General features: G+C 68.3%; 23 protein-coding genes and 1 riboswitch. Of the genes, 8 read left to right on the top strand and 15 right to left on the bottom strand.

Annotation, left to right across the window (positions count from 1 at the left end; genetic code table 11):
• Positions 1-5: 5 nt before the first annotated feature.
• From dnaG to ABH915_RS07450, 5 genes are all read right to left on the bottom strand, one after another.
• On the bottom strand, positions 6-1,964 hold the full coding sequence (dnaG, locus tag ABH915_RS07470; RefSeq protein WP_370119493.1) for a DNA primase: 1,959 nt from the start codon (positions 1,962-1,964) through the stop codon (positions 6-8).
• Between the two features lie 52 nt (positions 1,965-2,016).
• Positions 2,017-3,306, bottom strand: coding sequence for a deoxyguanosinetriphosphate triphosphohydrolase (locus tag ABH915_RS07465; RefSeq protein ID WP_370119490.1), 1,290 nt, complete (start codon positions 3,304-3,306; stop codon positions 2,017-2,019).
• Entirely contained in the window at positions 3,299-4,477 is a 1,179-nt protein-coding gene (dusB, locus tag ABH915_RS07460; protein WP_370119488.1) for a tRNA dihydrouridine synthase DusB, read from the bottom strand. The genes ABH915_RS07465 and dusB overlap by 8 nt, the downstream gene beginning before the upstream one ends.
• A 97-nt stretch (positions 4,478-4,574) precedes the next feature.
• Positions 4,575-6,068 (bottom strand): YibE/F family protein, encoded by a 1,494-nt coding sequence (locus tag ABH915_RS07455; protein ID WP_370119485.1) that lies wholly within the window; start codon positions 6,066-6,068, stop codon positions 4,575-4,577.
• Positions 6,069-6,137: 69 nt separating this feature from the next.
• Positions 6,138-7,511 (bottom strand): FAD-binding oxidoreductase, encoded by a 1,374-nt coding sequence (locus tag ABH915_RS07450; protein WP_370119483.1) that lies wholly within the window; start codon positions 7,509-7,511, stop codon positions 6,138-6,140.
• A 257-nt stretch (positions 7,512-7,768) separates the two neighbouring features.
• On the opposite strand from ABH915_RS07450, the gene ABH915_RS07445 reads away from it, so the two are divergent.
• The 4 genes from ABH915_RS07445 (at position 7,769) to ABH915_RS07430 (ending at position 11,759) form a co-directional block, all read left to right on the top strand.
• A complete protein-coding gene (locus tag ABH915_RS07445; RefSeq protein ID WP_370124963.1) occupies positions 7,769-8,533 on the top strand; it encodes an alpha/beta hydrolase in 765 nt (254 codons plus the stop codon).
• Positions 8,533-9,345, top strand: a complete 813-nt coding sequence (locus tag ABH915_RS07440; protein WP_370119480.1) for a DUF1295 domain-containing protein — start codon at positions 8,533-8,535, stop codon at positions 9,343-9,345. The genes ABH915_RS07445 and ABH915_RS07440 overlap by 1 nt, the downstream gene beginning before the upstream one ends.
• A gap of 46 nt (positions 9,346-9,391) precedes the next feature.
• Positions 9,392-10,249 carry a lysophospholipid acyltransferase family protein gene (locus tag ABH915_RS07435; protein WP_370119477.1) on the top strand — a complete coding sequence of 286 codons (858 nt, stop codon included), beginning with the start codon at positions 9,392-9,394 and terminating at the stop codon, positions 10,247-10,249.
• Between the two features lie 70 nt (positions 10,250-10,319).
• Positions 10,320-11,759: a short-chain fatty acid transporter gene (locus ABH915_RS07430; RefSeq protein WP_370119474.1), complete on the top strand. Its 1,440-nt coding sequence runs from the start codon at positions 10,320-10,322 to the stop codon at positions 11,757-11,759.
• Between the two features lie 99 nt (positions 11,760-11,858).
• On the opposite strand, the gene ABH915_RS07425 is transcribed toward ABH915_RS07430, so the two are convergent.
• The 3 genes from ABH915_RS07425 to ABH915_RS07415 form a co-directional block, all read right to left on the bottom strand.
• Positions 11,859-12,875 carry a GNAT family N-acetyltransferase gene (locus ABH915_RS07425; RefSeq protein ID WP_370119471.1) on the bottom strand — a complete coding sequence of 339 codons (1,017 nt, stop codon included), beginning with the start codon at positions 12,873-12,875 and terminating at the stop codon, positions 11,859-11,861.
• Between the two features lie 2 nt (positions 12,876-12,877).
• Positions 12,878-14,263, bottom strand: a complete 1,386-nt coding sequence (locus ABH915_RS07420) for a glycine--tRNA ligase (protein WP_018774570.1) — start codon at positions 14,261-14,263, stop codon at positions 12,878-12,880.
• Between the two features lie 192 nt (positions 14,264-14,455).
• On the bottom strand, positions 14,456-15,421 hold the full coding sequence (locus ABH915_RS07415) for a DMT family transporter (protein ID WP_370119468.1): 966 nt from the start codon (positions 15,419-15,421) through the stop codon (positions 14,456-14,458).
• Between the two features lie 33 nt (positions 15,422-15,454).
• Here ABH915_RS07415 and ABH915_RS07410 point away from each other — a divergent pair, with 33 nt between their 5' ends.
• Positions 15,455-15,691, top strand: a complete 237-nt coding sequence (locus tag ABH915_RS07410; protein WP_370119465.1) for an RNA-binding S4 domain-containing protein — start codon at positions 15,455-15,457, stop codon at positions 15,689-15,691.
• A gap of 59 nt (positions 15,692-15,750) precedes the next feature.
• On the opposite strand, the gene ABH915_RS07405 is transcribed toward ABH915_RS07410, so the two are convergent.
• On the bottom strand, positions 15,751-16,407 hold the full coding sequence (locus ABH915_RS07405) for an alpha/beta hydrolase (protein WP_018774573.1): 657 nt from the start codon (positions 16,405-16,407) through the stop codon (positions 15,751-15,753).
• Between the two features lie 94 nt (positions 16,408-16,501).
• Here ABH915_RS07405 and ABH915_RS07400 point away from each other — a divergent pair, with 94 nt between their 5' ends.
• Positions 16,502-17,371, top strand: coding sequence for an SGNH/GDSL hydrolase family protein (locus ABH915_RS07400; protein ID WP_370124962.1), 870 nt, complete (start codon positions 16,502-16,504; stop codon positions 17,369-17,371).
• A gap of 113 nt (positions 17,372-17,484) precedes the next feature.
• Positions 17,485-18,093 (top strand): hypothetical protein, encoded by a 609-nt coding sequence (locus ABH915_RS07395; RefSeq protein WP_370124961.1) that lies wholly within the window; start codon positions 17,485-17,487, stop codon positions 18,091-18,093.
• Positions 18,094-18,095: 2 nt separating this feature from the next.
• On the opposite strand, the gene ABH915_RS07390 is transcribed toward ABH915_RS07395, so the two are convergent.
• The 3 genes from ABH915_RS07390 to mmsB form a co-directional block, all read right to left on the bottom strand.
• Positions 18,096-18,656 (bottom strand): isochorismatase family protein, encoded by a 561-nt coding sequence (locus ABH915_RS07390; protein ID WP_370119461.1) that lies wholly within the window; start codon positions 18,654-18,656, stop codon positions 18,096-18,098.
• 138 nt (positions 18,657-18,794) lie between these two features.
• Complete coding sequence (locus ABH915_RS07385) at positions 18,795-20,279, bottom strand: CoA-acylating methylmalonate-semialdehyde dehydrogenase (protein ID WP_018774576.1); 1,485 nt, start codon at positions 20,277-20,279, stop codon at positions 18,795-18,797.
• Positions 20,280-20,317: 38 nt separating this feature from the next.
• Complete coding sequence (mmsB, locus tag ABH915_RS07380; RefSeq protein WP_018774577.1) at positions 20,318-21,220, bottom strand: 3-hydroxyisobutyrate dehydrogenase; 903 nt, start codon at positions 21,218-21,220, stop codon at positions 20,318-20,320.
• A gap of 205 nt (positions 21,221-21,425) precedes the next feature.
• Between mmsB and ABH915_RS07375 the strand changes: the two genes are divergently transcribed.
• The gene (locus ABH915_RS07375) at positions 21,426-22,325 is read left to right on the top strand and encodes a LysR substrate-binding domain-containing protein (RefSeq protein WP_018774578.1); all 900 of its coding nucleotides are present in this window, start codon (positions 21,426-21,428) and stop codon (positions 22,323-22,325) included.
• Positions 22,326-22,542: 217 nt separating this feature from the next.
• On the opposite strand, the gene ABH915_RS07370 is transcribed toward ABH915_RS07375, so the two are convergent.
• From ABH915_RS07370 to ABH915_RS07360, 3 genes are all read right to left on the bottom strand, one after another.
• Positions 22,543-23,925: an MFS transporter gene (locus tag ABH915_RS07370; RefSeq protein ID WP_370119457.1), complete on the bottom strand. Its 1,383-nt coding sequence runs from the start codon at positions 23,923-23,925 to the stop codon at positions 22,543-22,545.
• A gap of 166 nt (positions 23,926-24,091) precedes the next feature.
• Positions 24,092-25,231: a homoserine O-acetyltransferase gene (locus ABH915_RS07365; RefSeq protein WP_370119454.1), complete on the bottom strand. Its 1,140-nt coding sequence runs from the start codon at positions 25,229-25,231 to the stop codon at positions 24,092-24,094.
• Between the two features lie 11 nt (positions 25,232-25,242).
• A riboswitch (SAM riboswitch) is annotated at positions 25,243-25,358 on the bottom strand.
• 103 nt (positions 25,359-25,461) lie between these two features.
• The gene (locus ABH915_RS07360) at positions 25,462-26,778 is read right to left on the bottom strand and encodes a bifunctional o-acetylhomoserine/o-acetylserine sulfhydrylase (RefSeq protein ID WP_026537684.1); all 1,317 of its coding nucleotides are present in this window, start codon (positions 26,776-26,778) and stop codon (positions 25,462-25,464) included.
• Positions 26,779-26,804 lie beyond the last annotated feature (26 nt).

The raw sequence follows: 26,804 nt of genomic DNA, 5'->3' as shown, positions 1-26,804 counted from the left end.
GCGGCTCAGGCGTCCGAGCGCAGGGACCGCCGCTGCATCTCAAGTTGCATGAGTTCGCGATTCAGCCGCTGGAATTCCTCGGGGTCAGCCGAGGCGTCCAGGCGCTGCAGCTGGCCCATCTTCTCGGCCTTGACCCGGGTGATCTGGAGTTCGAACAAGCGGGCGAGGATGTCCTTGCAGTAGCGCAGGACGCCTTCTGGAGTGTTGGCCGGCAGGGGCACCACGGAGAGCTCGGACACGAGCGGGCGCAGCGGTTCAGGGACCTCCTGCAGCAACTGCTCGACCCAGCGCACCGGGTCGCCGGAAAACCCGAGTCCGGTGGCCCGGATGGCCTCGTGGATGGCGAGATAGGCGGGTGTGGAGAACCGCGCTTCCGAGAAGCGCTGCCAAGTCTCGCCCTCGAGCATGCCGGGTTCCTGCAGCGCGACCTCGAGCGCCTGACGCTCCATCGCTGCCACGGGGTCCCGGGGATCAGGGCGATTGAAGGACGGGAGTACGGCCGACGGCGGCAAGGGGGCCACGCCGGGCGCGGTCCCGGCATAGCCGCGGCCGGACCCGGCATAGCCCTGCCCGCCGCCCTGCCCATGGCTCTGGGTCTGGCCGCCGCCGCCCGGCGGAGCCGATGCGGCCTGCGCGGCGCGTTTGGTCGCCGCACCGACGGCCCTGCTGACTTCCTCGACCGGCATGCCCAGCCAGCCGGCGAGCTCCCGGGCATAGGCCGGCCGGATTCCGGCGTCGCGGATCTGCGCCACCACGGGCGCGGATTCACGCAGGGCCGCGATCCGGCCCTCGACGGTGTCCAGATTGTGCCGCTTCAGGGTGGCCCGGATGGCAAACTCAAACAGCGGGCGGCGGCTCCCGATCAAGTCCCGGACGGCGGAGTCGCCCTTGGACTGGCGCAGTTCGCAGGGGTCTGCGCCATTGGGTTCGACTGCCACGAAGGTTTGCGCGACAAACCGCTGGTCCTCTTCGAAGGCGCGCAGGGCCGCTTTCTGCCCGGCGGCGTCGCCGTCGAACGTGAAGATGACCTCTCCCCCGCTGCCGTCATCGGAGAGCAGCCGGCGGGCGATCTTGATGTGCTCGGTGCCGAAGGCGGTCCCGCACGTGGCTACGGCCGTCGGAATTCCGGCCAGGTGGCAGGCCATGACGTCGGTGTAGCCTTCGACCACCACGAGCTGGCGGTCCTTGGCGATGTTGCGCTTGGCGAGGTCGATTCCGTAGAGGACCTGGGACTTCTTATAGAGCGCGGTTTCGGGGGTGTTCAGGTACTTCGGACCCTGGTCGTCCTCGTAGAGCTTGCGTGCGCCGAAGCCGATGGTGTCGCCCGCGATGTCCCGGATCGGCCAGATCAGCCGGCCGCGGAAACGGTCATAAATCCCCCGGCCACCTTCTGAAAACATGCCTGTGAGCTTGAGCTCGGCGTCCGTGTAGCCGCGGCCGCGAAGGTGTTTGAGGAGCGAGTCCCAGCCCTGCGGTGCGTAGCCCACACCAAACTGTTCGGCCGCCGCACGGTCGAAGCCGCGCCCGTAGAGGAAGTTGCGGCCCTCCGCGGCGCCGGGGGTGAGCAGCTGGGCGCGGAAGAACTCGTCGGCCACCTTGTGCGCGTCCAGGAGACGCTGGCGCCGGCCGATGTCCTCCCGGTTGGGCCCGGAGCCGCCGTCCTCGTAGTGGAGCTCGAAGCCGATCCGGTGGGCCAGCTTCTCGACGGCCTCGTGGAAGGAGATGTGGTCCAGCTTTTGGACGAAGGAGATGACGTCGCCGTCCTCGCCGCAGCCAAAGCAGTGGTACCGGCCAACCTGGGGGCGAACCGTGAAGGAGGGTGAGCGTTCGTCGTGGAAGGGGCACAGACCCTTGTAGGACCCCAGCCCGGCACCCTTGAGCGTCACATAGCCATCGACGACTTCCTTGATGTCGGTGCGCTGGCGCACTTCATCGATGTCTTCGCGTTTGATCAGGCCGGCCACAGTGCCATCCTAGTCCCCGGGTACGACGCCGACGGGCAGGTCATGGTGGTCCTCACCACAGCGACGGCAGGCTGCCCACGAGACGCTCGTACATGGCCAGCGCCGAGCCGTCCGTCAGCGACGCGACCTGGTCGATGACGACGCGCAGCCGCGCGGCGTCATCGCCCGCGTCGAGCCAGTCGGCGGCGAACATCGGCTCCAGGTGGCGCTCCCCCGTGGCGCTGAGCGCAGTGACGAGGGCATGCAGGACCTCGCGCTGGCGCTCATAGATGGGCTGCCGGTGTTCGGTGGTCATCACGAAGGTGGTGGCCAGGCCCTTCATCACCGCGATTTCCATGACGGTCTCATCCGGGACGATCAGCTCCGCGTTGTAACGGGTCAGGTTTTCCGGGCCGTAGACCGTGCGGGTGGCCTCCAGCGCGCTCTGGCAGAAGCGGCCGATGAGCTGGCTGGTCATGTCCTTGAGCGCCGCCATGGCCTTACGGCTGCCGTCGGCCTCGCGCACCCAGACGTCCGTGGCCTCCAGCCGGGCCAGCGCTGCATCGATCGCGGCGGGATCGTTGTGCGGCAGATACCACTGCTTGGCGTAGCCGACGACGCGGGCGCGGTGGTCCGGGTTGTCCATCCAGCGCAGCTGGAAATGCCCTGCCACGATCGCGTCCTCGACGTCGTGCACCGAGTAGGAGATATCGTCCGCCAGGTCCATGACCTGCGCTTCGAGGCAGGACCGGCGTTCCGGGGCGCCGTCGCGGATCCAGTCGAAAATGGGGAGGTCGTCCTCATAGGCGCCGAACTTGCTGGTCCGCTCCCCGTGGATGACCGGGGCGTTCACAGCGGACCACGGGTATTTGGCAGCGGCATCGAGGCTGGCCCGGGTCAGGTTCAGGCCGGCCGGCTGGCCGTCGGCGGCCAGGACTTTTGGCTCCAGCCGGCTCAGCAGCCGCAGCGTCTGGGCGTTGCCTTCGAAGCCCCCGATCCCGTGCGCCACCTCGTTGAGGGCCGCTTCGCCATTGTGGCCGAAAGGCGGGTGGCCGAGGTCGTGGCTGAGGCATGCGGTGTCCACGACGTCGGGGTCACAGCCCAGCGCACGGCCCAGTTCGCGGCCCACCTGGGCAACTTCGAGGCTGTGGGTGAGCCGGGTCCGGACGAAGTCGTCGGTATCCGGGGCCACCACCTGGGTCTTCGCGCCGAGCCGGCGCAGCGCCGAGGAGTGCAGGACCCGTGCACGGTCACGCTCGAAGTCAGACCGGTAGGTGCTCTTGGGCGGCTCCTCAACCCAGCGGGCCCAGTCGCGGGAGGTGTAGCCGTCCAGGACGGGGGCGGTGGTCCGGGTCTCAGCCACCGGAGACGTCCAGCTCGGCGAACGAGATGTCGCGGGTCTGCGCGTCGTCCAGCGTCCGGTTCAGCAGCCAGTCTTTCGGCAGTGCCGGTTTTTTGGGCGAGCCGGCGCGGCCGCGCGGACCCTCGGCGTCGCCTCCGGGATACGGCGAGTCGAGGTCCAGCTGGTCCAGAGTCCCGCGCAGCACCTCCAGGCTGGTGACGAGCGCCAGCTTGGTCCGCAGTTCGCTGCCGACCACGTAGCCCTTGAAGTACCAGGCAATGTGCTTGCGGATTTCGCGCAGGGCCTTGCCCTCGTCCCCGAACGTCTCGACCATGAGCTCGGCGTGCCGGTACACGCTCTCGGCCACCTGGCGCAGGTCCGGCCGGTGCCGCTGGTCGCTGCCTTCGAACGCGGCCATGAGGTCGCCGAAGAGCCAGGGCCGGCCCTGGCAGCCGCGGCCGACGACGACGCCGTCCACACCCGTTTCGCGGACCATCCGGACCGCGTCCTCCGCGGACCAGATATCTCCGTTGCCGAGGACGGGAATGTCCGGCAGCGCCTCACGCAGCCGGGCGATGGCGGACCAGTCGGCCTGGCCGGAATAGAACTGGGCGGCCGTGCGGCCGTGAAGGGCGACGGCGGCGACGCCGGAATCGCGGGCGATCCGGCCGGCATCGAGGTAGGTCAGGTGGTCCTCGTCGATGCCCTTGCGCATCTTGATGGTCAGCGGGACGTTGCCCTTGGAGGCTTCCTTCACCGCCGTCTGGACGATCGTGGTGAAGAGGTCGATCTTCCACGGCAGGGCCGATCCGCCGCCGCGCCGGGTGACCTTGGGCACGGGGCAGCCGAAGTTGAGGTCGATGTGGTCCGCCCGGTCCTCCTCGACCAGCATCCGGACGGCCTGTCCGACAGTGACGGGATCCACGCCGTACAGCTGGACGGAGCGGACTTTTTCGTCGTCGTCGTGCGAAATGATGCGCAGCGACTCCGGCGTGCGCTCGACGAGGGCGCGGGAGGTGACCATCTCCGCCACATACAGGCCGCCGCCGTATTCACGGCACAGCCTGCGGAAGGCGGAGTTGGTGATACCCGCCATGGGAGCCAGGATCACGGGGGTGTCCACCGTGATCGGGCCCAGCTTCAGGGGCGGGAGTTCCAGCTTGGGGGCGGGAGGGGTTGCTACAACAGTCACCCGACCATTGTCTCAAAGACGGGCAAATCGGCCCGGTCCGCTCCGGCTATGTGGAAATCTCCCTCTGCGGCAGCGTTCGGGAGCCGGCAGATCCCCGTCAGCCGCGCAGTGCGGCCCGCCGCCCGCGGCGCGTGGCAGCACCGGCGCCGTCGGACCCGCCCGGTTCGGACCCGCCCGATTCGTCCCCGCCCCAATCCGGTCCGCCCGCGTCTGGCCCGATCCGTTCCGGCCGGCCCCGTTCCGGTTGCGTCCGACCCGGCCCGGCCCCTTCCGGCTGAGTCCTTTCCGATGCGACCCGTGCCACCACACCGCCCCTGATGCCGGTGGCCTTGACCACCAGCACAGCGATGAGGGTGGTGACCGGCACGGCCAGGACGAGTCCCACGGAGCCGACGAGGGTGCGGATGACTTCCTCGGAGAGCTCGGCGCTGGTCAGGGCGTCCCCGAGCGGCCGCTCGTAGAGCATGACCAGGATCAGCACCGGCAGGGCCGCACCGGCGTAAGCAAACGCGATGGTGTAGACGGTGGAGGCGATGTGGTCCCGGCCGATCCGCATGGCGGACGTGAAGAGCTGCCGGGCGCTGGTTTCGGGGGCGAGTTCCCACAGTTCCCAGACGGCCGAAGACTGCGTGATGGTGACGTCGTTGAGCACGCCCAGCCCGGAAATGATCAGTCCGCACAGGATGATGCCGGAGATCGAGATGTTGTCCGAGATGTTGGTCAGTGTGGCAGCGTCGTGGCTGCCCACACCGGCGAGGTTGGCGGCGTCGGTGGCCCAGGCCGCCAGCAGCGCTGTGATGGCGAGGCCGAACATCGTCCCGAGCAGCGCCGTCGACGTGCGGGCGGAGAAGCCGTGGGCGAAGTAGAGCACCCCGATCATGATCACCGTGGATCCCACGAGCGCCAGCAGCAGCGGCGGCTTGCCCTCGACCAGCCCGGGCAGCATGAATGAGACAAGGACGACGTAGGCGCCGACAAGTCCGATCAGGGCCCGCAGGCCGCGCCAGCGCGCCACGGCGATCACGACGACGGCGTAGAGCACGGCCAGGAAGATGATGGGCAGTGTCCGGACAAAGTCGACGAAGACGTAGGCCGGCGCACCCTGGCCCGCGGCTCCCTGCACCTTCGAGAGGTTCAGGTAGCGGATGTTGTCCCCGGGCTTCACGCCGTGGGACTTCGCGACGTCAGGGTTGATGACCACCTTCACCGGGTTGCCGCCCTTGTCCGGCTCGGTGTAGGCGAACGTGCATTGCGAGCCCGCGTTCGGGGGCTGCGGCGCGGCGCCGGAACCGGGGGCGCCCTGCTGGGCCGCGGCGTCGCCGCCGGCCTGGACATCCGAACAGCTGCCGACGACGACCCGCTGGATCTTGCCGGTATCAAACGTCACACCCGGGGCCGCCGCGTACGGGCTGGCCAGCGTGATGCCTTCCTTGCTCCCGGACGGCCACATGAAGGCCATGGCCGCCAGGGTCAGCAGCGTCAGCGGGATCAGGATGGCAGCCAGGATCCAGTTGGCCTTCTTCCGCGCCGCCAGCATTTGAGGCGTGGGCTCCGGATGTTCGTTGTGGGAGTGCGAGTGTCCGGCGCCCATCAGCAGTTCAACCTCATGCCGAAAACTCTACGGCGTGGGCGGGGCAGCCCCGGACCGATGGCGCCGCGCTTACGCCGGCTCGATGTTCTGGTTGACGTGGAAGAGGTTCTGCGGATCGTACTTGGCCTTGACCTCCCTCAGCCGCTTGTAGTTCTCCCCGTAGTTCTCCGCAATCCTGGGCAGATCATCCCCGTCCATGAAGTTGATGTAGCCGCCGGGAGCCGAATAGGGCCGCAGGGCGGCCGCGTAGTCCCGTACCCACGCGATGTTTGCCTCGTTTTCCGCGGGGTCCAGCCACTGCGCCGCGATCACGGGCGAGAACTTCACGTTCCGGTTGGCGAACGCCGTGTCCGTGGCGCCCACCCGCTGGACCGCACCATCGATGGGGTAGAGGTGTACCGCGGTCTGCACACTGGGGACCTTGCTGCCGTGTTCGATGTGCGCGGCGATGGCGCCGTCGTTGAGCTCGGCCAGAAAATCCGCTTTCCAGTAGGCCTGCATGCCGGGGGGCTGCAGCGGGTCGAAAGCCGTGTTCAAGGCGGGGTACGGCATCGACCCCACCATGGATCCCGCCGCCGGCGCGGCGTCCAGGAACGGCTGCCAGCGTGCCGGACCTTCCGCCGGATCGCCGGTCCACATGCCGACGACGACGCACACCGGTTTGCCGTGCCACTCCTCGGGTAGGAACGGAACTGGCGGACCTTGGTGGAAGCCCAGGAACGCGCCAAACTCTTCGGGCGCGCTGGCCATGTGGTCCCGGTAGAACCTTGCCACCGTCTCAGCATGCTCGATGGGGTAAATGATGATGCCGGCGTGGACCATGTCCACGGGGTGCATCCTGTACTCGAACGACGTCACGACGCCGAAGTTCCCGCCGCCGCCGCGCAACGCCCAGAACAGGTCCTCGTTCTCGCTTTCGCTGGCGGTAAGGAACTTGCCCTCGGCTGTGACGACGTCGGCGGAGAGGAGGTTGTCGCAGCTGAGGCCGTACTTGCGGCTCAGGTACCCGATGCCGCCGCCGAGGGTCAGCCCGGCGATGCCGGTCGAGCCGACAATGCCGCCAGGAGTTGCCAGCCCGAAGGCATGGGTCGCGTGGTTGAAGTCGGCCCACGTCGCACCCGCCTCCGCGCGCGCCGTCGCGGCTGCGGGATCGACCCGGACGCCGGTCATGTTGGAGAAGTCGATGACCAGGGCGTCATCCCACGTGCCAAAGCCCGGGGCGCTGTGTCCTCCACCGCGGACCGCCAAGTCCAGGGAGTTGTCCCGGGCAAAGTTGACGCACGAGATGACATCGGCCACCTGGGATACCTGGGCCACCGCTGCCGGCCTCTTATCGATCATGCCGTTGAAGACCGCACGTGCCGCGTCGTAGCCGGCGTCGCCGGGCGTGATGATCTGTCCGCGGACTTGCCCGCGCAGGCTATCGAACTGTGTTCCGTTCATTTTCTATACCGTCGATTTCGTCGTGAGATTCGACCGGACGGTCCTCTGCGCTCCCAGCCGGCGTGGCGCCCGGAGGTTTACCTGCACATGCCTACTCTTACCGGATTCCCACGTCAAGGGTTCACGGCAAGCCGCACCCATCACCGGGAGCGCCGGCTCCGAATGCACACTAGGGGACCACCTGTCTTGACGGGAGAGGGCCGCAACCTATGGTTGGTAATTGACGGACGAAGGACCGGAAGGACACATACGTGGCTATGCGCAAACTCGACGACCGCGAGCCGGAGGCGGGCCGTTCCGGGCCTGCCGCCAAAGCCGTGCTGACCATCGCCGAAGCCGCCGGGGAGACCCGCGGAGTCGCGTTGATCCTGCACGGCGGGCGGGCCGACAGTTATGACGCCGTCCGCGGCCGGCACCTGAGCCCGGCCCGGATGGTGCCTTTCGCCCGGGCGCTTCACAGGCAGGGCGGCCCGCATGGGCTGGCCGTGTGGACCCTGCGCAACCGGTACCGCGGCTGGAACGGGGAGGACATGTCCCCCGTTCACGATGCCCGCTGGGCGCTCGCCCGGATCAACCAGGAACATCCCGGCGTGCCGGTGTACCTGCTGGGCCACTCCATGGGCGGTCTCACGGCGCTGTGCGTGGCCGACGCCCCGCAGGTCGAGGCCGTCGTCGCGCTCGCCCCGTGGCTCAATCACAAAACCTCGGTCCAGCCTATCGCAGGCCGCCGGGTCCTGATCGTCCACGGGACCGAGGACCGCTGGACCAGCCCGGCGAAATCCCTGGACTATGCCCGGCGCGCCGAGGGCGTCGCCGCGTCCGTTGACTACGTCTCGCTCAAGGCTGCCGGCCACTTCATGGTCCGCCGGCTGGCGCTGTGGAACGTGCTGGCGAACGGCTACGTCCTGGATGCCTTTGGCGAGGCAACGGGCGCCGAGATCTCCGGCGCCAGGGACGCATTGCGCGGCGCCCTCGGCAGCGCCCCGCCGGCAGCCGGAACACGTATGCCGGTGGTGTTGTGATGCCGCCGTTCCCGCTCGACGCTTTCCTGGCCAGCCTGCCATGGGTCATCGCGGGACTCGTGCTGCTGCTGGGAGTGACCTTCGCGGTTGCCGTGCGGCAAAACCGGCACTCGGTCATCGACACCGTCTGGGGCCTTGGCTTCGTGGTGGTGGCCGGCATCTCCTGGGGGCTTTCCGCCGGATACGGCGACGCCGGCAGGCGGCTGCTGCTGCTCGCCCTGGTCGCGGTGTGGGGCATCCGCCTCGCCGTCCACATCGGGGCACGCGCGCGCGGCGGCCACGAGGACCCGCGCTATGTGGACATGCTTTCCGCGGCGCCCGGATCACGCAACGTCTATGCCCTGCGGCGGGTTTACCTGCCCCAGGGACTGGTGATGTTCTTCGTCTCACTCACCATCCAGGTCGGCATGTTCGCCACGGGAGGCCTGGGCTGGCTGGCCGTCGCCGGCGTCCTGCTCTGGATCCTGGGCTTCGTGTTCGAGACGGTCGGCGACTGGCAACTGGCGCAGTTCAAGGCCGATCCCGCCAGGCGCGGCACCGTCCTCAACACCGGCCTGTGGCGCTACACCCGCCACCCCAACTATTTCGGCGACGCCGCCGTCTGGGCAGGGCTCTTCCTCGTGGCCGCCGATTCCTGGCCGGGGGTCCTGACCATCCTCTCCCCCGCCCTGATGATCTGGACTCTTGCCGGCAAGACCGGGAAGCCGCTGACGGAAAAGGCAATGTCCGCCCGTCCCGGTTACAGGGAATACATCGAATCCACCTCCGGCTTCCTGCCCTGGCCGCCCCGGCGGCGGGTGGGCGGGCACTGACATGCGGGGCCCGGGAGGTGCCCGGCATGGGCTGGGCTGGCGGCCCGTGAAGTGGCGGCCGGAGCCCAGCGACCGGTTCTACCGTTTCATCGTCCGCACCGGGCTGGCGCTGCGCTGGCTGTTCCGGATCCGTGTCCTCGTCACGGGCCGGGAGCATCTGCCGCCACCCGGGCCGCCCGGCGCATCACCACGCGGCGCATCCACCCGCGCCCCGTCGCGTCCGGTGGTGCCCGGCCGGGGCGCCGTCGTCGCGATCACGCATTTCGGCTACCTCGACTTTGCCTTTGCCGAGATGCTGCTGTGGTGGCACAGCCGGGCCCAGCTGCGTTTCCTCGTCACGCAGGGCGCCGCCGACCACTGGTTTGCCGGCCCCGCGGTCAGCGCCGCCGGGCATGTGGTGGTCGGTTACGGGTCGGGAGCACACGCCTACGACGCCGCCGTCGCCCGGCTGAGGGAGGGCGAATACGTCGCCGTCCTGCCCGAGGCCGGCGTGAGCCGCAGCTTCACGGTGCGCGAATGCAAGACCGGTGCGGTGCGGATGGCCGCCGAGGCCGGCGTGCCGATCATCCCGGTCTCCATCTGGGGCGCCCACCGGCTGATGACCCGCCACCATGCCTTCTCGCCGCGGCGCGCGTGGCGCGCCCCGGTCCGCATCCACGTCGGCGAGCCGATCCTTCCCGGCTCGCTCCCGGACCCGGCCGACGACGCCCGGACGGCGACGGCGTGCCTGGCCAAGACGCTGCAGGACGGGATCGACGCCGGCATTGCCGACTTCCCCCTGCAACCGGCCCCCGGGGCCTGGTGGATGCCGGCCGGTCTCGGCGGCGGCGCCCCGACGGAGGAGGAACGACGCCGGCTCGACGAGGCCGACGGCCCCCGGCGCGCGGGTGCCCGGCGCCGATAAGCCCTACTTCCGCTATCGTCTTGACTAAACTCCATGGGGTACAAAAAGCACTCAATGGAGAGGGACACCTGTGGCAAGCACAGTCGTGACCAAGAGCGAAACCGAAGAACGCGGTCTCGCCCGGATAGCCCAACGAATGGCGGCGTGGACGGAGCGGTGGTTCCCGGACGCCTACATCTTCGCCCTCGCCGGCGTCGTCATCATCGCGGTGGCCGCCTTGGCCATCGGCGCCACGCCCCAGGCGATCGCCGACTCGTTCGGCAACGGCTTCTGGGACCTGACGGCCTTTACCCTGCAGATGGCCATGGTGGTCCTCACCGGCTACGTCGTAGCCACCTCCCCGCCCGTCGCGGGGCTAATCAACAGACTGGCCCTCGTGCCGTCAACCGCTCGAAGCGCCGTGAGCTTCGTGGCCGTGCTGGCCATGTCCGTGTCCTTCCTCAACTGGGGGCTCAGCCTGATCTTTGGCGGGCTGCTGGCCCGCGCGATCGCCCGCCGCAAGGACCTGACGGTGGATTACCGCGCCCTGGGCGCGGCGGCCTTCATGGGCCTCGGCGCCGTCTGGGCCCTGGGGCTGTCCTCCTCTGCCGCGCAGCTGCAGGCCACGGCCGCGTCGCTGCCGCCGGCGCTGCTGAAAATCACGGGCATCCTGGACTTCGGCACCACGATCTTCACCTGGCAGTCGCTGCTGACGCTGGCCATCCTGATGGCCCTGACCACGGTGATTGCGCACTTCTCCGCACCCCAGGGCGGCTCGATCCGCACCGCAGAGGACCTGGGCGTGGACCTGGACGATGAGCCGGCCGAGTCCGCGCCGCGTTCCCGGCCGGGCGAATGGCTCGAATACAGCCGGGTCCTGCCGATCCTGGCCGGCGTCCTCACGCTCGGCTGGCTCGTCTCGCAGTTCCTCACCAAGCCGTTCCTCAGCGTGGTCAGCAGCCTCAACGGCTACCTGCTGGTGTTCCTCATCCTGGGCCTGGTCCTGCACGGGACGCCGCGGAACTTCCTGCAGGCCGTCACGAAGGCCGTCCCGGCCACCGCGGGCATCCTCGTGCAGTTCCCGCTGTACGCGGCGATGGCGGCCATCCTGACCAAGGCCACGGGAGCCGGCGGCATGAGCCTCTCCACGCACCTCGCGGCGTTCTTCTCGGACATCGGCAGCGGCGGCGGCTTCGCCGTCGTCATTGCCCTGTACACGGCCGTACTGGGCATCCTGGTCCCCTCCGGCGGCGGAAAATGGCTGGTGGAGGCGCCCTACGTGATGCAGTCAGCCACCGACGTGCAGATGAACCTCGGCTGGACCGTGCAGATCTACAACATCGCCGAGGCGCTGCCGAACCTGGTCAACCCGTTCTTCATGCTGCCGCTGCTTGCGGTGCTGCGCCTGCGCGCCCGGGACCTGGTGGGCTTCACCTTCCTGCAGTTCGTCTTCCACCTGCCAGTGGTCCTGCTGCTTGTCTGGCTGCTGGGCATGACCTTCGACTTCGTGCCGCCGGTGATGCCCAAATAACTGCGCCCCCAACAACTGGGTCTTAACGCAGACTGACCCGCAGCTGCGGCCGTTATCAAGCTTTATACGGCCACAGCTGCGGGTCAGTCGGGGTGAAGCCTAGGCCGGGTCGGAGACCACGAGCGTTTCCGAGCCCTGGACGTGGGCCTTGCCGCTCTCGAGCAGCGGTTCGACGACGGTGCGCAGGGCGGTCATTGCGTCGTCCAGTTCGAGCATCACCGGGTGCTGGTAAGCGATCAGGGCCAGGAGGTCCCGGACGGCGGCCCGGGCTTCGTCCGCGCCGAGCTTGGGTTCGTGCCCGAGGAAAACCTCAGTGGGCCCGGCCGAGCCGCCGGCGCCGGCGCCGGCAGCATCGGCGCCGCCGTCGGCCCCCGGAGTTGCCGCCGCGTAGCTGATGGCGAACCCCTCCAGCCGGCCCTTGCGGCTGGCCGCGATGCCGTGGCCGAAGGCGCTGGCCTTGGGCGCCCGCAGCACGATCGCTCCGTGGGCGCCGCTGAGGTCATCGAGGAACAGGCGCTGCACCGCGGCGACGCTCAACTCCCCCGGGCTGTCCCAGCCGTGCACGGCGGTGTAGTAGCGTCCCACGACGTCGCTGAGCTCCACCGAGCCTGTGGCCAGGTCTTCGACCTGGTCGGTGGCCGCGGACTCCGACCCGTCGCCGAACACCGGCAGCTTGAGCGGTGCCGGGTCAACGACGACGAGGCGAGAACGCTGGATCGGGGCCAGGCCCGCGGCCTCGGCAAACGCCGCCCCGGGGGTGCCCGGCTCCACTTTGCAGCGCAGTCTGGACACGCCCGACGGCGCCTGGGCGGCCTCGTGCCGCAGCATGGTCAGCAGCGTGGACCCGAGGCCGGCGCGGCGGTGGTCCCGGGCGACCTCGACATACGCCCAGAGCCGTTCCGGGTGCAGCGAGGCCTCGTGGACCACGGCGGCCGCCACGGGAATGGCGACACCGTCCACGACGTCCTCGGCCACGATGCAGCGGCGCCACGGCGAGTTCCCCGAGGGCGCCAGCGTGCCGCGGAACTGTCCGGCCTGGACGGTCTCAGGGCCGCCCCAGATTTCCAGCAGCGCGAGGTCGTCGCCCTCCCGCCATTCCCGGTATGCGATGGCCATGATCAGGCGCCGATCAGCCGTGCGGCCAGGTAACCCTCCACCTTGTCCAGGGAGACGCGTTCCTGGCTCATGGTGTCGCGTTCGCGGATGGTAACGGCCTGGTCCTCGAGCGTGTCGAAGTCCACGGTGATGCAGAACGGTGTGCCGATCTCGTCCTGGCGGCGGTAGCGGCGGCCGATGGCGCCGGCGTCGTCGAACTCGATGTTCCAGCTCTTGCGCAGCTGCGCTGCGAGGTCCTTGGCTTTCGGGGACAGGTCCTCGTTGCGGCTCAGCGGCAGCACGGCCGCCTTCACCGGCGCCAGGCGCGGATCGAGCTTGAGCACGGTGCGGATGTCCACCCCGCCCTTGGCGTTGGGGGCCTCGTCCTCGGTGTAGGCATCGATCATGAAGGCCATGAACGAGCGGGTGAGGCCGGCGGCGGGCTCGATCACGTACGGGGTGTAGCGTTCGTTGGTGGCCTGGTTGAAGTAGCTAAGGTCCGCGCCGGAGGCCTTGGCGTGGGTGGAGAGGTCAAAGTCGGTGCGGTTGGCGATGCCCTCGAGCTCGCCCCACTCCGAGCCCTGGAAACCGAAACGGTATTCGATGTCCGTGGTGCCCTTGGAGTAGTGGCTGAGCTTGTCCAGCGGGTGCTCGAAGAAGCGCAGGTTCTCTTCGCGGATGCCCAGGCCCGTGTACCAGGACATGCGTTCCTTCATCCAGTACTCGTGCCACTGCTCGTCGGTGCCGGGCTCGACGAAGAATTCCATCTCCATCTGCTCGAACTCACGGGTGCGGAAGATGAAGTTGCCAGGCGTGATCTCGTTGCGGAAGGACTTGCCGATCTGGCCGATGCCGAAAGGCGGCTTCTTCCGCGAGGTGGTCAGGACGTTGCCGAAGTTCACGAAGATGCCCTGGGCCGTCTCGGGCCGCAGGTAGTGCAGGCCTTCTTCGCTGGCGACGGGGCCAAGGTAGGTCTTGAGCAGCCCGGAGAATTCGTGCGGCTCAGTCCACTGGCCGCGGGTGCCGCAGTTGGCGCAGGCGATGTCCTTGAGGCCGTTCTCGGCGGGACGGCCCTTCTTCTCCTCGTACTCTTCTTCGAGGTGGTCCGCGCGGTAGCGCTTGTGGCAGGACAGGCACTCCACCAGCGGGTCGGAGAACACATCCACGTGGCCGGAGGCCTCCCAGACCTGGCGGGGAAGGATGACGGAGGAATCCAGGCCTACGACGTCTTCGCGGCCGCGGACCACGGACTGCCACCACTGGCGCTTGATGTTTTCCTTGAGCTCGGCGCCGAGCGGCCCGTAGTCCCAGGCAGAACGGGAGCCACCATAGATTTCACCGGCCTGGAAAACGAATCCCCGGCGCTTGGCGAGGGAAATGATCTGGTCGAGGACGGATTTTGCTGCCATGGGAACTCCAATTTTCTACAGGGCCGCTGGGTGCGGTCCGTGGTGTTGGCCCCGGGACGCCGGCTGGTTGCCGGCCGGGACGATACGAACAAAGCGGTACGAACAGTGCAAGACGAACAAAGCAATGCAAACAGTGCGATACGAACAAAGCGGTACGAACAGTGCGATGTAAACTCCAAGCCTACCGGCCCGCTACCGCTTCAGCGCGCCCTTGGGCCAGGGCAGGGTGGCCAGGACGATGGCGCCGAGCGTCAGGACGGTGCCGAGGACTGTCGGGAGGGTGATCACCGTTCCGGGTACCGGCAGTATCAGGTCCAGCCCGAGGGACCCCAACAGCTGGCCGGCGATCATCCCGAGGCCGGTGACCAGCACGCCCAGGCTGCGGACCAGGAGGGCGCCGATGCCGATGAAGATGCAGCCGAGCGGGCCGCCGAGGTAGTACCACCACTGCGCCGGGAGGGGGTTGCCGGCCCCGGCCACGGCAAGTTTGATCAGCCACGCCACCCACAGCAGTGCCGCCCCGGCGATGAAGTTCACCAGTGTCGCGGCGATGGGGGTGCCGTAGTGCACGGTGGCCGTGCCGTTCATGGCCTGCTGGAAACTCATCAGGAACCCGGCCAGGAGCGGAAGCAGCACGGGAACCAGCAGCTGCAGCCCGGATTCCCCGGCGCTGAACCTGGGCGACACCGCCCAGGCGACGGCGGCGACGGTGAGCCCACTGCCGAGCACCCGGATGCCGGTAATGGGCCTCTTTCCCGCCGGTCCGATCCCCATCCGGTCCACCAGCAGGCCGCTGAGGGTCTGCCCCGTCACGGCGGCCACCGTGAAGAGGGCGACGCCGAGCAGTCCCACGGTGAAGGACTGGGCGAAGACGAAGAGGGCGCCGATGCAGCCGGCCAGGACGTAGTACGGCGGAAACTGCCGTTCGCGCACGGCCGGCAGGATCCGCGCCAGCCCGGCCCGGCCCCGGGGCAATGCCAGGGAAATGGCCACCATGACGGCCAGTCCGGTGCTGAAGCTGACGACGGCGGCACCGATTCCGTCCCCCAGCGCCACCCCGAGCGCACCGTTGATCCGGCCCTGGATCGGGATGAACAGCCCGGTTGCGACGGCCATGGGCAGGCCGACGATCAGCGGGAGACGGGGGGTGTGGGTCATTGGTGTCACCTTAGGTCAGGCATCATTGCTTGTATGAGCAATCCGGAATTCGAAGACATCACCATCCGCGACAGCATGATCCGGCTGGGCCAGCTGCTGAAACTTGCGAATCTGGTGGAGGACGGCGTGGAGGCCGCGGAGCTGGTCAAGAACGGGCTGGTGAAGGTCAACGGCGAAATCGATGAGCGCCGCGGCCGCCAGCTGCACGACGGCGACACCGTCACCGTGAACGGCCGGACCGTGCGGATCAGCGCGCCCCCGGCCGCCTAGCCCGCCGCCCGCTTCTCCGGTGCGGCTGCTTCTCCGGTGCGGCTGTTTCTACGGCGCGGCTACTTCTTGGAGTTGAGCACCACGTGCGTGAGGAACTCCGAGACGTGACCGATTTCCTGCTGGTTGATGCCGTGCCACATGCCCGTGTAGAGGACTTTGGTGAGCTTCACATGCTTGCGGACCCAGCCGATGGTGTAGTCGATCTTGTCCTCGGTGATCACGGGGTCCTGCTGGTCCCGGCCCCAGAACAGCGGCACAGTGCCGTCCAGTTCGCCGTCGCGGAAGCTGGGGTCGTCACCGGCGTCGACGACAAACCCGGACAGGCCGACGACGGCGGCAAAGTCCGCCGGGCGCTGCCGCAACAACGTGGTGGCCATGGCCATGCCCATCGAGAATCCCAGCAGTGTCACCGACGGGTGGTTGGCTTTGACGCCGTCGAGCCAGTCCTGGACATACGCTGCGGCGCCCTTGACGGCGTCGAGCGAATAGTCAATGGACGCTGTCAGCGGGAACCAGGTGAAGCCCGGACCCATGGCGATCGGGGCGCGCAACGAGGCCACCGCGAAGTCCTGCGGGAGCATTTCCGCCAGGCTGAGCAGATCCTGTTCGTTGGCGCCGTAGCCATGCAGCAGGACAAGAAGCGGCTTGCCGGCCCGTTCCTGCTCCGGCTGGGACCATTGGACGACAGGGGCGGGGAAGGCGTCAGCGTGAGTCATGGAACTATTCTTACAGTTACCCGTCGGTAACAACTGACGGTGGCGCAGCTTATCGGGAACGGTGCAGGATAAGGGGGTGAGCAATACCGATCCCATGGAAAATTCACCGGGCACCTCAGCCGCCGCCGCAGACACCGTCACCCACCCCTGGACCCGCTATGTGGCGATGGGCGACTCTTTCACGGAGGGCATCGGCGACCCGGAACCAGCCAGTCCGGGCGGCCACCGGGGCTGGGCAGACCGCGTGGCCGAAGAACTCAGCCGTGGGCACAACGACTTCGCTTACGCCAACCTGGCCGTCCGCGGCCGGCTCCTGCAGCAGATCGTGGACCAGCAAATGGCGCACTGCCTGTCCCTCAAACCGGACCTCATCACGCTCTCCGCAGGCGGCAACGACCTCATCCGCCCCGGCGGCGATCCGGACGTGCTGGCCGAAAAGCTGGACTCGGTGGTGCAGATCCTCAGCCTGGGCGGCGCCACAGTCGTCCTGTTCAACGGCCCGGATACCGGCTCCACGGTGCTGGGCCGGATCCGCAGCAAGGTGGCCATCTACAACGAGAACCTGCGCACGATCGCCGCCCGCCACGACGCCGTGATCGCGGACATGTGGTCGCTGCGCCAGCTCAATGACCCGCAGATGTGGGACGTCGACCGGCTGCATTTCTCACCGCTGGGCCACCACACGATCGCGGCCATGGTGCTGGATTCGCTCAACGTCGAGCACACCCTCCAGCCCCTCTCCCCCAAACCGCTGCCACAGCGCAGTTGGCGCGAGGCGCGCAGCGGGGACCTGGTGTGGGCCAGGGAGTATTTTGTCCCCTGGGTGGTGCGGCGGCTGCGGCACCGCTCCTCCGGCGACGGCATGACGGCCAAGCGGCCGCTGGCCGGCCCGGTGTTCGGTCCCGGCGTTCCGCTTGGCTCCGGCGAAGGCCCGCCCGGCGCCGAGGACCCCGTACGATCCTGAGGCTGCGGTCCTAAGCCTGCGGGGCATAAGCTGGAGGAACACTTCTCCGGCCCTACCGATGAGCCCGCAGATGAGAAGGCCCAGCAGCTGAAAGGCCCAGTACCGTGAGCAGTATGTTCTTCTGGATCATCGTGTTGTCGTTCCTGGTTCCCGTGGCGATGCGCCTCTACCGCAGGTCTGCCCGCGGCCGGAACCAGGGCACGCCGGGACAGTTCGGCAGGTTCCCCGGCAGCCAGAACAACCCCGGCCAGAGCAACCAGCCGCGGGACGGCTACACCCAGCAGGACTACTTCGGCGGCTTTGGCCAGCTGGGCGCCCCGAAGCAGTCGGGCCCGGCCAACGAGCCGTACCCCAACCCGCAGTACCCCAACCCGCAGTACCCCAACGCGGAGTACCCGCAGCACCCCAGTCCCCGGTTCCCCGACCAGCCGTTCCCGAACCAGCCGTATCCCGGCCAGCAGTACCCGAACCCGGCCGGTTACCAGTCCCCCGTCCCGTATGAGGACAGCCCCGAGTACTTGAACAACCCGCCGCAACCGCAACGGCATGAACCGGCGCCAGGCGCGGGACAGCCGCAGGCGCCGCAGACTCCCCCGCCGCCGCCGTCGGCCGGGCAGGGCTACCGGGCCCGCAAGCTGGCCGAACTCGACCAGCAGTACACCGACGGCAAGCTGTCCATGGAGGACTACATGGCCCAGCGCGCCGAAATCATGAAGGGCTAGGATCATGCAGTGCCGGCGAAGTTGACGTCGGCCGCGTTGACCGTTCCCGCCGTCCGCCCCGGCGCTTTGTGGTATTGCCAGTACAGATTGGTGTGGGCCACCACCAGTGCCGGCGGCGGCGCGCCATAATCGGTCAGGTCCTCGGTGGTGTGGGCGTCCGCGACCAGCGTGACGTCGTAGCCGCGGGTGATCGCGCCGTGCAGGGTCGAGCGGATGCACTCGTCGGTCTGCGCGCCGGCCAGGAAGACGCGGCCGATGCCCCGCCCGGCCAGTACGGACTCCAGGTCGGTGCCCTCGAAGGCGTCGCTGTATTCCTTGGCCACGAGCGGCTCCGAACCGCGGCGCACGAGCTCCGGCACATACTGCCAGCCGTCGCTGCCGCGCGGCAGGTCCTCGCCGCTGTGCTGGACCCAGACGACCTCCACCCCGGTACCGCGCGCCTTGTCCACGAGGGCGGCGATGGTCGCGACGACGTCGTCGCGGCGGTAGGCCTCCGCGACGACGCCGACCTGCATATCGACGACGAGCAGTGCCGTGTTGGGGCGGTTGACGAGCGTGGTCATGGTGCCTCCCGGATCGTGGCTGTCCCTGCCTGCCTACTCTAATCCCCGCCCCTAAAGCAACGCGGGGTCACTTACGGCCCATGATCCGGTGTCGGATGGGCGCGAAGTGACCCCTCGTTGCTTGGAAGGGGTGAGGCGTCAGTCGACCTGGGGGAAGCCGAGGTCGATCACCGAGGTGGACGGGTCCGGCCAGCGGGTGGTGACCACCTTGCCGCGGGTGTAGAAGCGGATGCTTTCGGGCCCATACATGTGGGTGTCGCCGAAGAGCGAATTCTTCCAGCCGCCGAAGGAGAAGGTGCCCACCGGCACCGGGATGGGCACGTTGACGCCCACCATGCCGGCCTCGACGTCGAACTCGAACTGCCGGGCGGCGCCGCCGTCGCGGGTGAAGATGGCCACGCCGTTGCCGAACTCGTTGTCGTTGACCAGCTTCACGGCGTCGGCGTAGGTCTCGACGCGGACCACCGAGAGGACGGGGCCGAAGATCTCGTCGTCGTAGACCTTCATCCCGGGCTTGACGTGGTCGATCAGGCTGACGCCAATGAAGAAGCCGTTGGAGTCGAATTCGTGCTCGCGGCCGTCCACCACCACAGTCGCGCCCTCGTTGGCCGCGCCGGCAACGTAGGAGGCCACCTTGTCGCGGTGCTCGGCCGTGATGAGCGGGCCCATCTGGGAGGCCGGGTCCGTGCCCGGGCCGATCGTGAGGGCAGCCATGCGGGTGCTGATCGCCTCCACGAGGTCGTCGGCGATGCTGCCGACGGCGACGAGGACGCTGACCGCCATGCAGCGCTCCCCGGCGGAGCCGTAGGCGGCCGAGACGGCGGCGTCCGCGGCCATGTTGAGGTCCGCGTCCGGCAGGACCACCATGTGGTTCTTCGCACCTCCCAGGGCCTGGACGCGCTTGCCGTGATCGGCGGCGCGCTTGTAGATGGACTGCGCGATCGGCGTGGAGCCGACAAAGCTGACGGCCTTGACCGCCGGGTGTTCCAGCAGGACGTCCACGGCTTCCTTGTCGCCGTGGACCACGTTGAGCACGCCGGCCGGCAGGCCGGCCTCGGCGAAGACCTGGGCGATGAAGACGGCGGAGGACGGGTCCTTCTCGCTCGGCTTGAGCAGCACGGTGTTTCCGCAGGCCAGGGCGCTGCCGATCATCCACAGCGGCACCATGGCGGGGAAGTTGAACGGCGTGATGCAGGCGACGACGCCGACCGGCTGGCGGACCGAGTGGACATCGACGCCGCCGGAGACCTGCTCGGAGCGCTCGCCTTTGAGCATGTGGGAGAGCCCGGTGGCGAATTCGATGTTCTCCAGGCCTCGGGTGATTTCCCCTTCCGCGTCCGAGAGGACCTTGCCGTGCTCACTGGTAAGCAGGGCCGCGAGTTCGGGCCGGCGCTGCATGAGCAGTTCACGGACCTTGAAGAAGATGGCGGTGCGCCGGGCCAGGCTTGTGGCTCGCCAGCCGGGCAGGGCGGCGCGGGCGGCCTCGACGGCCTCCTCGACGCGGGCGGCGGAGGCCAGGGCGACCTCTTTCTCCTGCTCGCCGGTGGCCGGGTTGAACACGGGGCCGAAGCGCTCGGCGTCGGAAATCAGGGCGCCGTTGATGAAGTGCGGAATGCGTTCCATGGGTGGGTCTCTTTCGTGAAGGGGAGGGCCGTGAAGGGCTAGTTGGCGGACTCGAGGGTGCCGTCGACGAGCTTGACGATCATCGAGCAGTCCTGGCCGGACTGGCCGGAGTCGATGAGGCGCTGGAAGAGCTGCTGGACGTGCTCGCCGAGTTCCAGCGGGGTGCCGGTGTCCCGCGCGGCGCTGATGGCCAGGCCGATGTCCTTGTTGGCGAGTTCGGTGGTGAACGTCGGGGCAAAGTCGTTGTTGGATGCCGCGGTGGGCACAACGCCGGCCACGGGGTACCAGGTGCGCAGCGCCCAGCTGTCGCCGGAGGAGACCGACGCAATGTCCCAGAAGACCTGCTTGTCCAGGCCGAGGCGGTCGGCGAGGACCGCGCCCTCGGCGGTGGAGGCGAGGTTGATGAAGAGCATGAGGTTGTTGCAGATCTTCGCGGCCTGGCCGGTGGTGGCGCCGCCGGTGGGGATGATGTTCGCGGCCATGGGGCGGATATATTCGGTAGCGTCGGCGACGGCGCCGGGCTCGCCGCCGATCATGAACGTCAAAGTGGCGGCCTTCGCGCCGCTCATGCCGCCGGAGACGGGAGCGTCGACGAAGCGGAAGCCGGCGGCAGCGGCGGCGTCGTGCAGGGCCTGCGCGGAGGCGATGTCGATGGTGGAGGAATCCACCAGGAGGGTCCGGGTGTCCGCGTGGGCAAGGACGCCGTCCTCGCCGAGGTACACGGCGCGGGCGTGCTCACCCTTGGGGAGCATGGTGAAGACGACGTCGGCGCCGGCGACGGCCTCGGCGATGCTGCCGGCGGCCTTGACTCCTCCGGCCTCGGCGGCGGCGAGGGCTGCGCTGTTGAGGTCGAAGCCGCGGACCTCGTGTCCGGCGTTTGAGAGGTTGACGGACATGGATCCGCCCATGTTTCCAAGTCCGATCCAGGCGATGACTGCCATGGCTTAAGCTCCTTTGCTTGATGTGCTACCGGGCACCTAGACGCTCCGGCCTGAAAGCCGAAACCCCGACGCCCCGGTGTCCACCATCACATCCTGTTAGAGTGCAATCAAGGTAAAAAATCACAGATGCCATGTGCACAGATGCACATTCATGGCTCTGGCTTCCTCATCCGCCACACTCGCTGCAAAGGGGACATGAGTGGACTTGCGCCGGCTTCCGAGCCCCGATGACCTGCTGATCCTGCTGACCGTGGCACGGCTGGGCCGGTTCAACGCCGTGGCGGAGACGCTCGGCACCACCCACACCACCATTTCCCGCCGCGTCCTTGCCCTGGACAAGCAGCTCGGAGGCCGGACGCTCGAACGCAGCCCGCACGGCTGGGAACTGACCGAACTCGGCAGCCAGGCGGTCGCGGCGGCGGAAGCCATCGAGGGCACTCTCGGTGCCCTCTCCAGCAGCATTGCCCGCTCCGGCGATGTGGTCTCCGGCCTGGTCCGGATCAGCACACCGGACGGCTTCGGCGCCGAATTTCTGGCCCCGGCCCTCGTGCGGCTCCAGCGCGCGAATCCGCTGCTCAACGTCGAGCTGCTCAGCGCCACCCGCAAGGTAAGCCAAAACCGCTCCGGCGTGGACCTGGAAGTGGTGGTGGGCAACATGGAGGTCACCACCGCCCGCGCCATCTTCCTGAGCAACTATTTCCTCAGGCTGTACGCCAGTCCCGGCTATGCGCAGGAGCACGGCCTTCCGGCAACGCTCGACGACGTCCGGCAGCACGGCTTTGTCTCCTACGTGGAATCGGCGCTCCAGGTGGCCGAGCTGGGCCACCGTTCCACGCAGCTGCCGGTGCCGCGGTCCAGCTTCCAGGCCACAAGCGTCTTCGCCCAGCTGGAGGCCGTCCGGCGGGGCGCCGGGATAGGCCTGCTCCCCAATTTCCTCGTGGCGGGCCGGCCGGGGTTCCTGCCCGTCCTGCCGGACGACTTCCAGCGCCAGCTGCCCATCTGGGCTGTGGCCCGGCCCGAGGCGCTGCGTTCGGCCCCGGTCCGTGCCGTGCTGGAGGCGATTCGCGGCGAAATCCGGGAGCGGCAGGATGTGCTGTCCGCCTGAGGCCGCGCCAGCGCAGCCGGACGTGGGCATGCGGCGACAGCCTGCCGCGTTGGCCTGCCGCGTTGGCCTGCCGCGTTGGCCTGCCGCGTTGGCCTGCCGCGTTGGCCTGCCGCGTTGGCCTGCCGCGTTGGCCTGCCGCTTTAACGCAGACTGCCCGGTCCGCGCCGTGCGCGGATCCGGGCAGTCTGCCCCAACGGTTTGATGGGGCCGGTGAGGATTACCGCTTGCTGGCGGCGAGGAGGTCAGCGGTGCCCTGGGCGTCGGCGGCGTCGACGTCCCGGAGCGAGATGCCGCGGGTTTCCTTAAGGAAGAAGACCGCAACCAAAGTGACCACACAGGCGCCGAGGAGGTAGATGGCGACCGGGACGGAGGACTTGTACTGGCCCAGGAGGGCGACGGCGATGATCGGAGCCAGCGAACCGGCCACAATCGAAGTGACCTGGTAGCCCAGCGAGACACCGGAGTAGCGCATCCGGGTCGGGAACATTTCGGCCATGAGCGCCGGCTGGCCGGCGTACATCAGGGAGTGGAACAGCAGGCCGATGGTGATCGCAGCGAGGATGATGAAGTCGTTCTTGGTGTCCATCATCGGGAAGGCGAAGAAGCCCCACGTGCCGCCGAGGATGGCGCCGGCCATGTAGACGGGCTTGCGGCCGACGTTGTCCGAGAGCCTGCCGACCATCGGGATCACGGCGAAGTGGATGAAGTGGGCCACGAGCAGCAGCAGCAGGATCCGGGAGGTGTCTGTCTGGACGACGACCTTCAGGTACGTGATCGAGAAGGTGACCACGAGGTAGTAGAGGATGTTCTCGGCGAAGCGCAGGCCCATCGCGGTGAAGACGCCCCGCGGGTAGCGGCGGAAGACTTCGGCCACGCCGTAGCCCTTGTTCTCGACTTCGACTTCCTTTTGGGCTTCCAGGAAGATGGGGGCGTCCTGGACCTTGGTGCGGATGTAGTAGCCGACCAGCACGATCACGGCGGAGAGCCAGAAGGCGACGCGCCAGCCCCAGCTGAGGAAGTCGGCGGAGGACAGCACGGAGGACAGCGTGAACAGCACGGCGGTGGCGAGCAGGTTGCCGAGCGGAACGGCCGACTGCGGCCAGCTGGACCAGAACCCGCGGGACTTGCTGGGGCTGTGCTCGGCGACGAGCAGGACGGCGCCGCCCCATTCACCGCCGACGGCGAAGCCCTGGGCAAAGCGCAGGAAGACCAGCAGCGCCGGGGCCCAGTAGCCGATCTGCGCGAAGGTGGGCAGACAGCCCATCAGGAAGGTGGAGACGCCCACCAGGAGGATGCTGACCTGGAGCAGCTGCTTGCGGCCGAACTTGTCGCCGAAGTGGCCGAAGACGATGCCGCCGATCGGGCGGGCCACGAATCCGACGGCGTAGGTCAGGAACGCGGCGATAATGCCGTCGAGTTCCGTGCCCGAATTGGGGAAGAACGTTTTGCCGAAGACCAGCGTGGCGGCGGAGGCGTAGAGGAAGAATTCATACCACTCAACCACTGTGCCGGCCATGGAGGCCGTTACTACCTTCTTCAGTCCGGACGTTTGGACGTCCGGCTCGTCTGCGCGCGTTGTCGCGGCGTTTTCCGTGCTCATGAGAACTCCTTCGGTGTCGCCTTCGACACCCTGCGGACCATTGGACTGAGGACGCCCGTGATGTAGGGCACATGGCGTCATTCCCCATGAGTATGGACGCTCCCGCGCTGAGCCTCAACGGCCATTAGTGCAGAGCGCGTCTGCAAAAATGCACAAGCAGGCGGGCCTAGTGGCCGAAGAAGGTCTCCCGGAGCTGCCCGCTGAGCTGGCCGATTTCGGTCAGGAAGCCGTCGTGGCCGATCGGCGCTTCGATGATGTGCAGTTCCGCTCCGCCCGGCAGGGCCTCGGCCAGCTGGCGGGACTGGGCCGGGAAGTACAGGCGGTCCGAGTCCACGGCCGCCACGAGGAACTCTGCGGTGGCCGGGGCCAGGGCCTCCGCGAGGCTGCCCCGCCCGCGGCAGACATCGTGGCTCATGAGGGCTTCGGTAATGGCGATGTAGCTGTTGGCATCGAAGCGCCGGACCAGCTTGCTGCCCTGGTGGTCCAGGTAGCTTTCCACCTGGTAGCGCCCGCGTCCGGCCAGCGATCCGGCTTCCAGGGGCGTCTCGGACTCCTGGGCGTTCCGGCCAAACCGGCCGTCCAGTTCGGCCGCGGAGCGGTAGGTGATGTGCGCGATGCGGCGGGCGAGGGCGAGCCCAGCCTCGGGCTCGGGGCCGCCGTAGTAGTTCCCCCCGTTGAAGTGGGGATCCTGGCGGATGGCCAGCGTCTGGGCCTGCGCAAAGGCAATCTGTTCGGCCGTGCTGCTGGGGCCGACGGAAATCACGGCGCAGCGTCGGACCCGGCTGGGGTAGGTGACGGCCCATTCAAGGGCGCGTGCGCCGCCAAGCGAGCCGCCCACCACGGCGTACCAGCAACCGATGCCCAGGGCGTCGGCCAGCCGCGCCTCGGCAGCGGTGGTGTCGCGCAGGGTGACGAGCGGGAAGCGCGATCCCCAGGGGCGCCCGTCGGGGGCCGGGGTGGAGGGTCCCGTGGAACCGTAGCAGCCGCCCAGGATGTTGATCGAGACGACGAAATACTTGTCCGTGTCCACGGGCGCTCCGGGTCCGGCGAGCTGTTCCCACCAGCCGGGTTCCCCGCTTTCGCCGCGGGTCACATGCGTGTCGCCGGTCAGGGCGTGTTCAATGAGGACAGCGTTGGAGGCGTCAGCGTTCAGGGTCCCCCACGTCTCGTAGGCGAGGACCACATCCGGCAGCAGGATCCCGGATTCGAGCTGCAGATCACCGATCCTGACGGACTGGACGGTCCCGTCCGGGGTCCGGGATGGTTTGGTTTCGGGTACACCCGTGCGGGTGACGGCAATCGTCATGTGAGGACCTATCTTCGCGCTTGCCTGCCGTCAGCTGACCGGCAGGCCAGGTCTTCACCCGGGGCACCCCGCCGCAAAAGGAGGGTTGCCGGCCAGCAAGCCGGGGCTGTCGCTGGCACTCATGACCTGGTACGAGTCTACGAAACACGGTGCGGAAATCACGAAGATTGTGACTTCCATGTGACAGCCCCCTGGCCGGCCGCCCCTTGCGGGGAGGCCGGCCGGGGTGACTAGGCGGACTTGGCCGCGCGGAATCCGGCGTCGAGGTCCGCGAGGATGTCGTCGATGTGCTCCAGTCCCACCGACAGCCGCACCAGCCCGGGGTTCACGCCGGCGATCGTCTGCTGTTCGGGCGAGAGCTGGCTATGGGTGGTCGACGCCGGGTGGATCACCAGGGACCGGACATCACCGATGTTCGCGACGTGCGAGTGCAGTTCGAGGGCATCGACGAACCGCTTGCCGGCCTCCGCTCCCCCGGCGATGTTGAACGCCACGACGGCGCCGGTCCCCTTGGGCCCATACTTGCGGCCGCGCTCGTACCAGGGGCTGGACGGCAGCCCGGCGTAGGCGACCGATTCGACGTCGTCCCGCCCCTCCAGCCATTGCGCCACCTTGGTGGCGTTGGCCACGTGGCGCTCGACGCGCAGGCTCAGCGTTTCGATGCCCTGGGCGATGAGGAAGGCGTTGAACGGGGACACCGCGGAGCCGAGGTCGCGCAGGAGCTGGACCCGGGCCTTGAGGATGTAGGAAAGGTTCGCGCCCAGTGCGCCGTCGGCGCCGAGGTCGCGGGCGTAGACCAGGCCGTTGTAGGTGGGGTCCGGGGTGTTGAAGCCGGGGAACCGCTCCGGGTCCTTCCCGAAGTCGAAGTTGCCGGAGTCCACGATCACGCCGGCGATTGCGGCGCCGTGCCCGCCGAGGTACTTGGTGGCGGAATGGACCACGATGTCCGCGCCCCACTCGATCGGCCGGATCAGGTAGGGGGTGGAGAGCGTGTTGTCGACGACCAGCGGCACGCCGGCCTCGTGCGCCACGCGGGAGACGCCCTCGATGTCCAGCACGTCCTGGCGGGGGTTGGAGACCACTTCGCCGAAGAACAGCTTGGTGTTGGGCTGGACGGCGTCCCGCCACTGGTCCAGGTTGTCCGGGTCCGCCACGAAGGTCACGGAGATGCCGAACTTCTTCAGCGTGTGGGCGAGCAGGTTGTAGGTTCCGCCGTAGAGGCTGGGGCTGGCCACCACGTGGTCCCCGGCCTCGGCGATATTGAGGATCGCGAACGTCTCGGCGGCCTGGCCGGAGCTGAGCAGCAGGGCCGCGAGGCCGCCTTCCAGGCTGGCCACGCGCTGTTCGACGGCGTCCTGGGTGGGGTTGCCGATCCGGGTGTAGATGGGCGCGAGTTCGGCGAGCGCGAAGCGGTTCGCGGCGCTTTCGGCGCTGGGGAACACGAACGACGTCGTCTGGTAGATGGGCAGGGAACGCGCGCCGGTGGCGCTGTCCGGCTCCTGGCCGGCGTGGATCTGGCGGGTTTCAAAGGACCAGGCGTTGGACATTGATGCTCCTCGAGTCACTGGGCACA

Origin of the sequence: Arthrobacter sp. MW3 TE3886, assembly GCF_041262145.1 — a bacterium.
Lineage (GTDB): Bacteria > Actinomycetota > Actinomycetes > Actinomycetales > Micrococcaceae > Arthrobacter.
The sequence above is the reverse complement of the archived record's forward strand: the minus strand, read 5'-3'. Positions and strand labels throughout refer to the sequence as shown.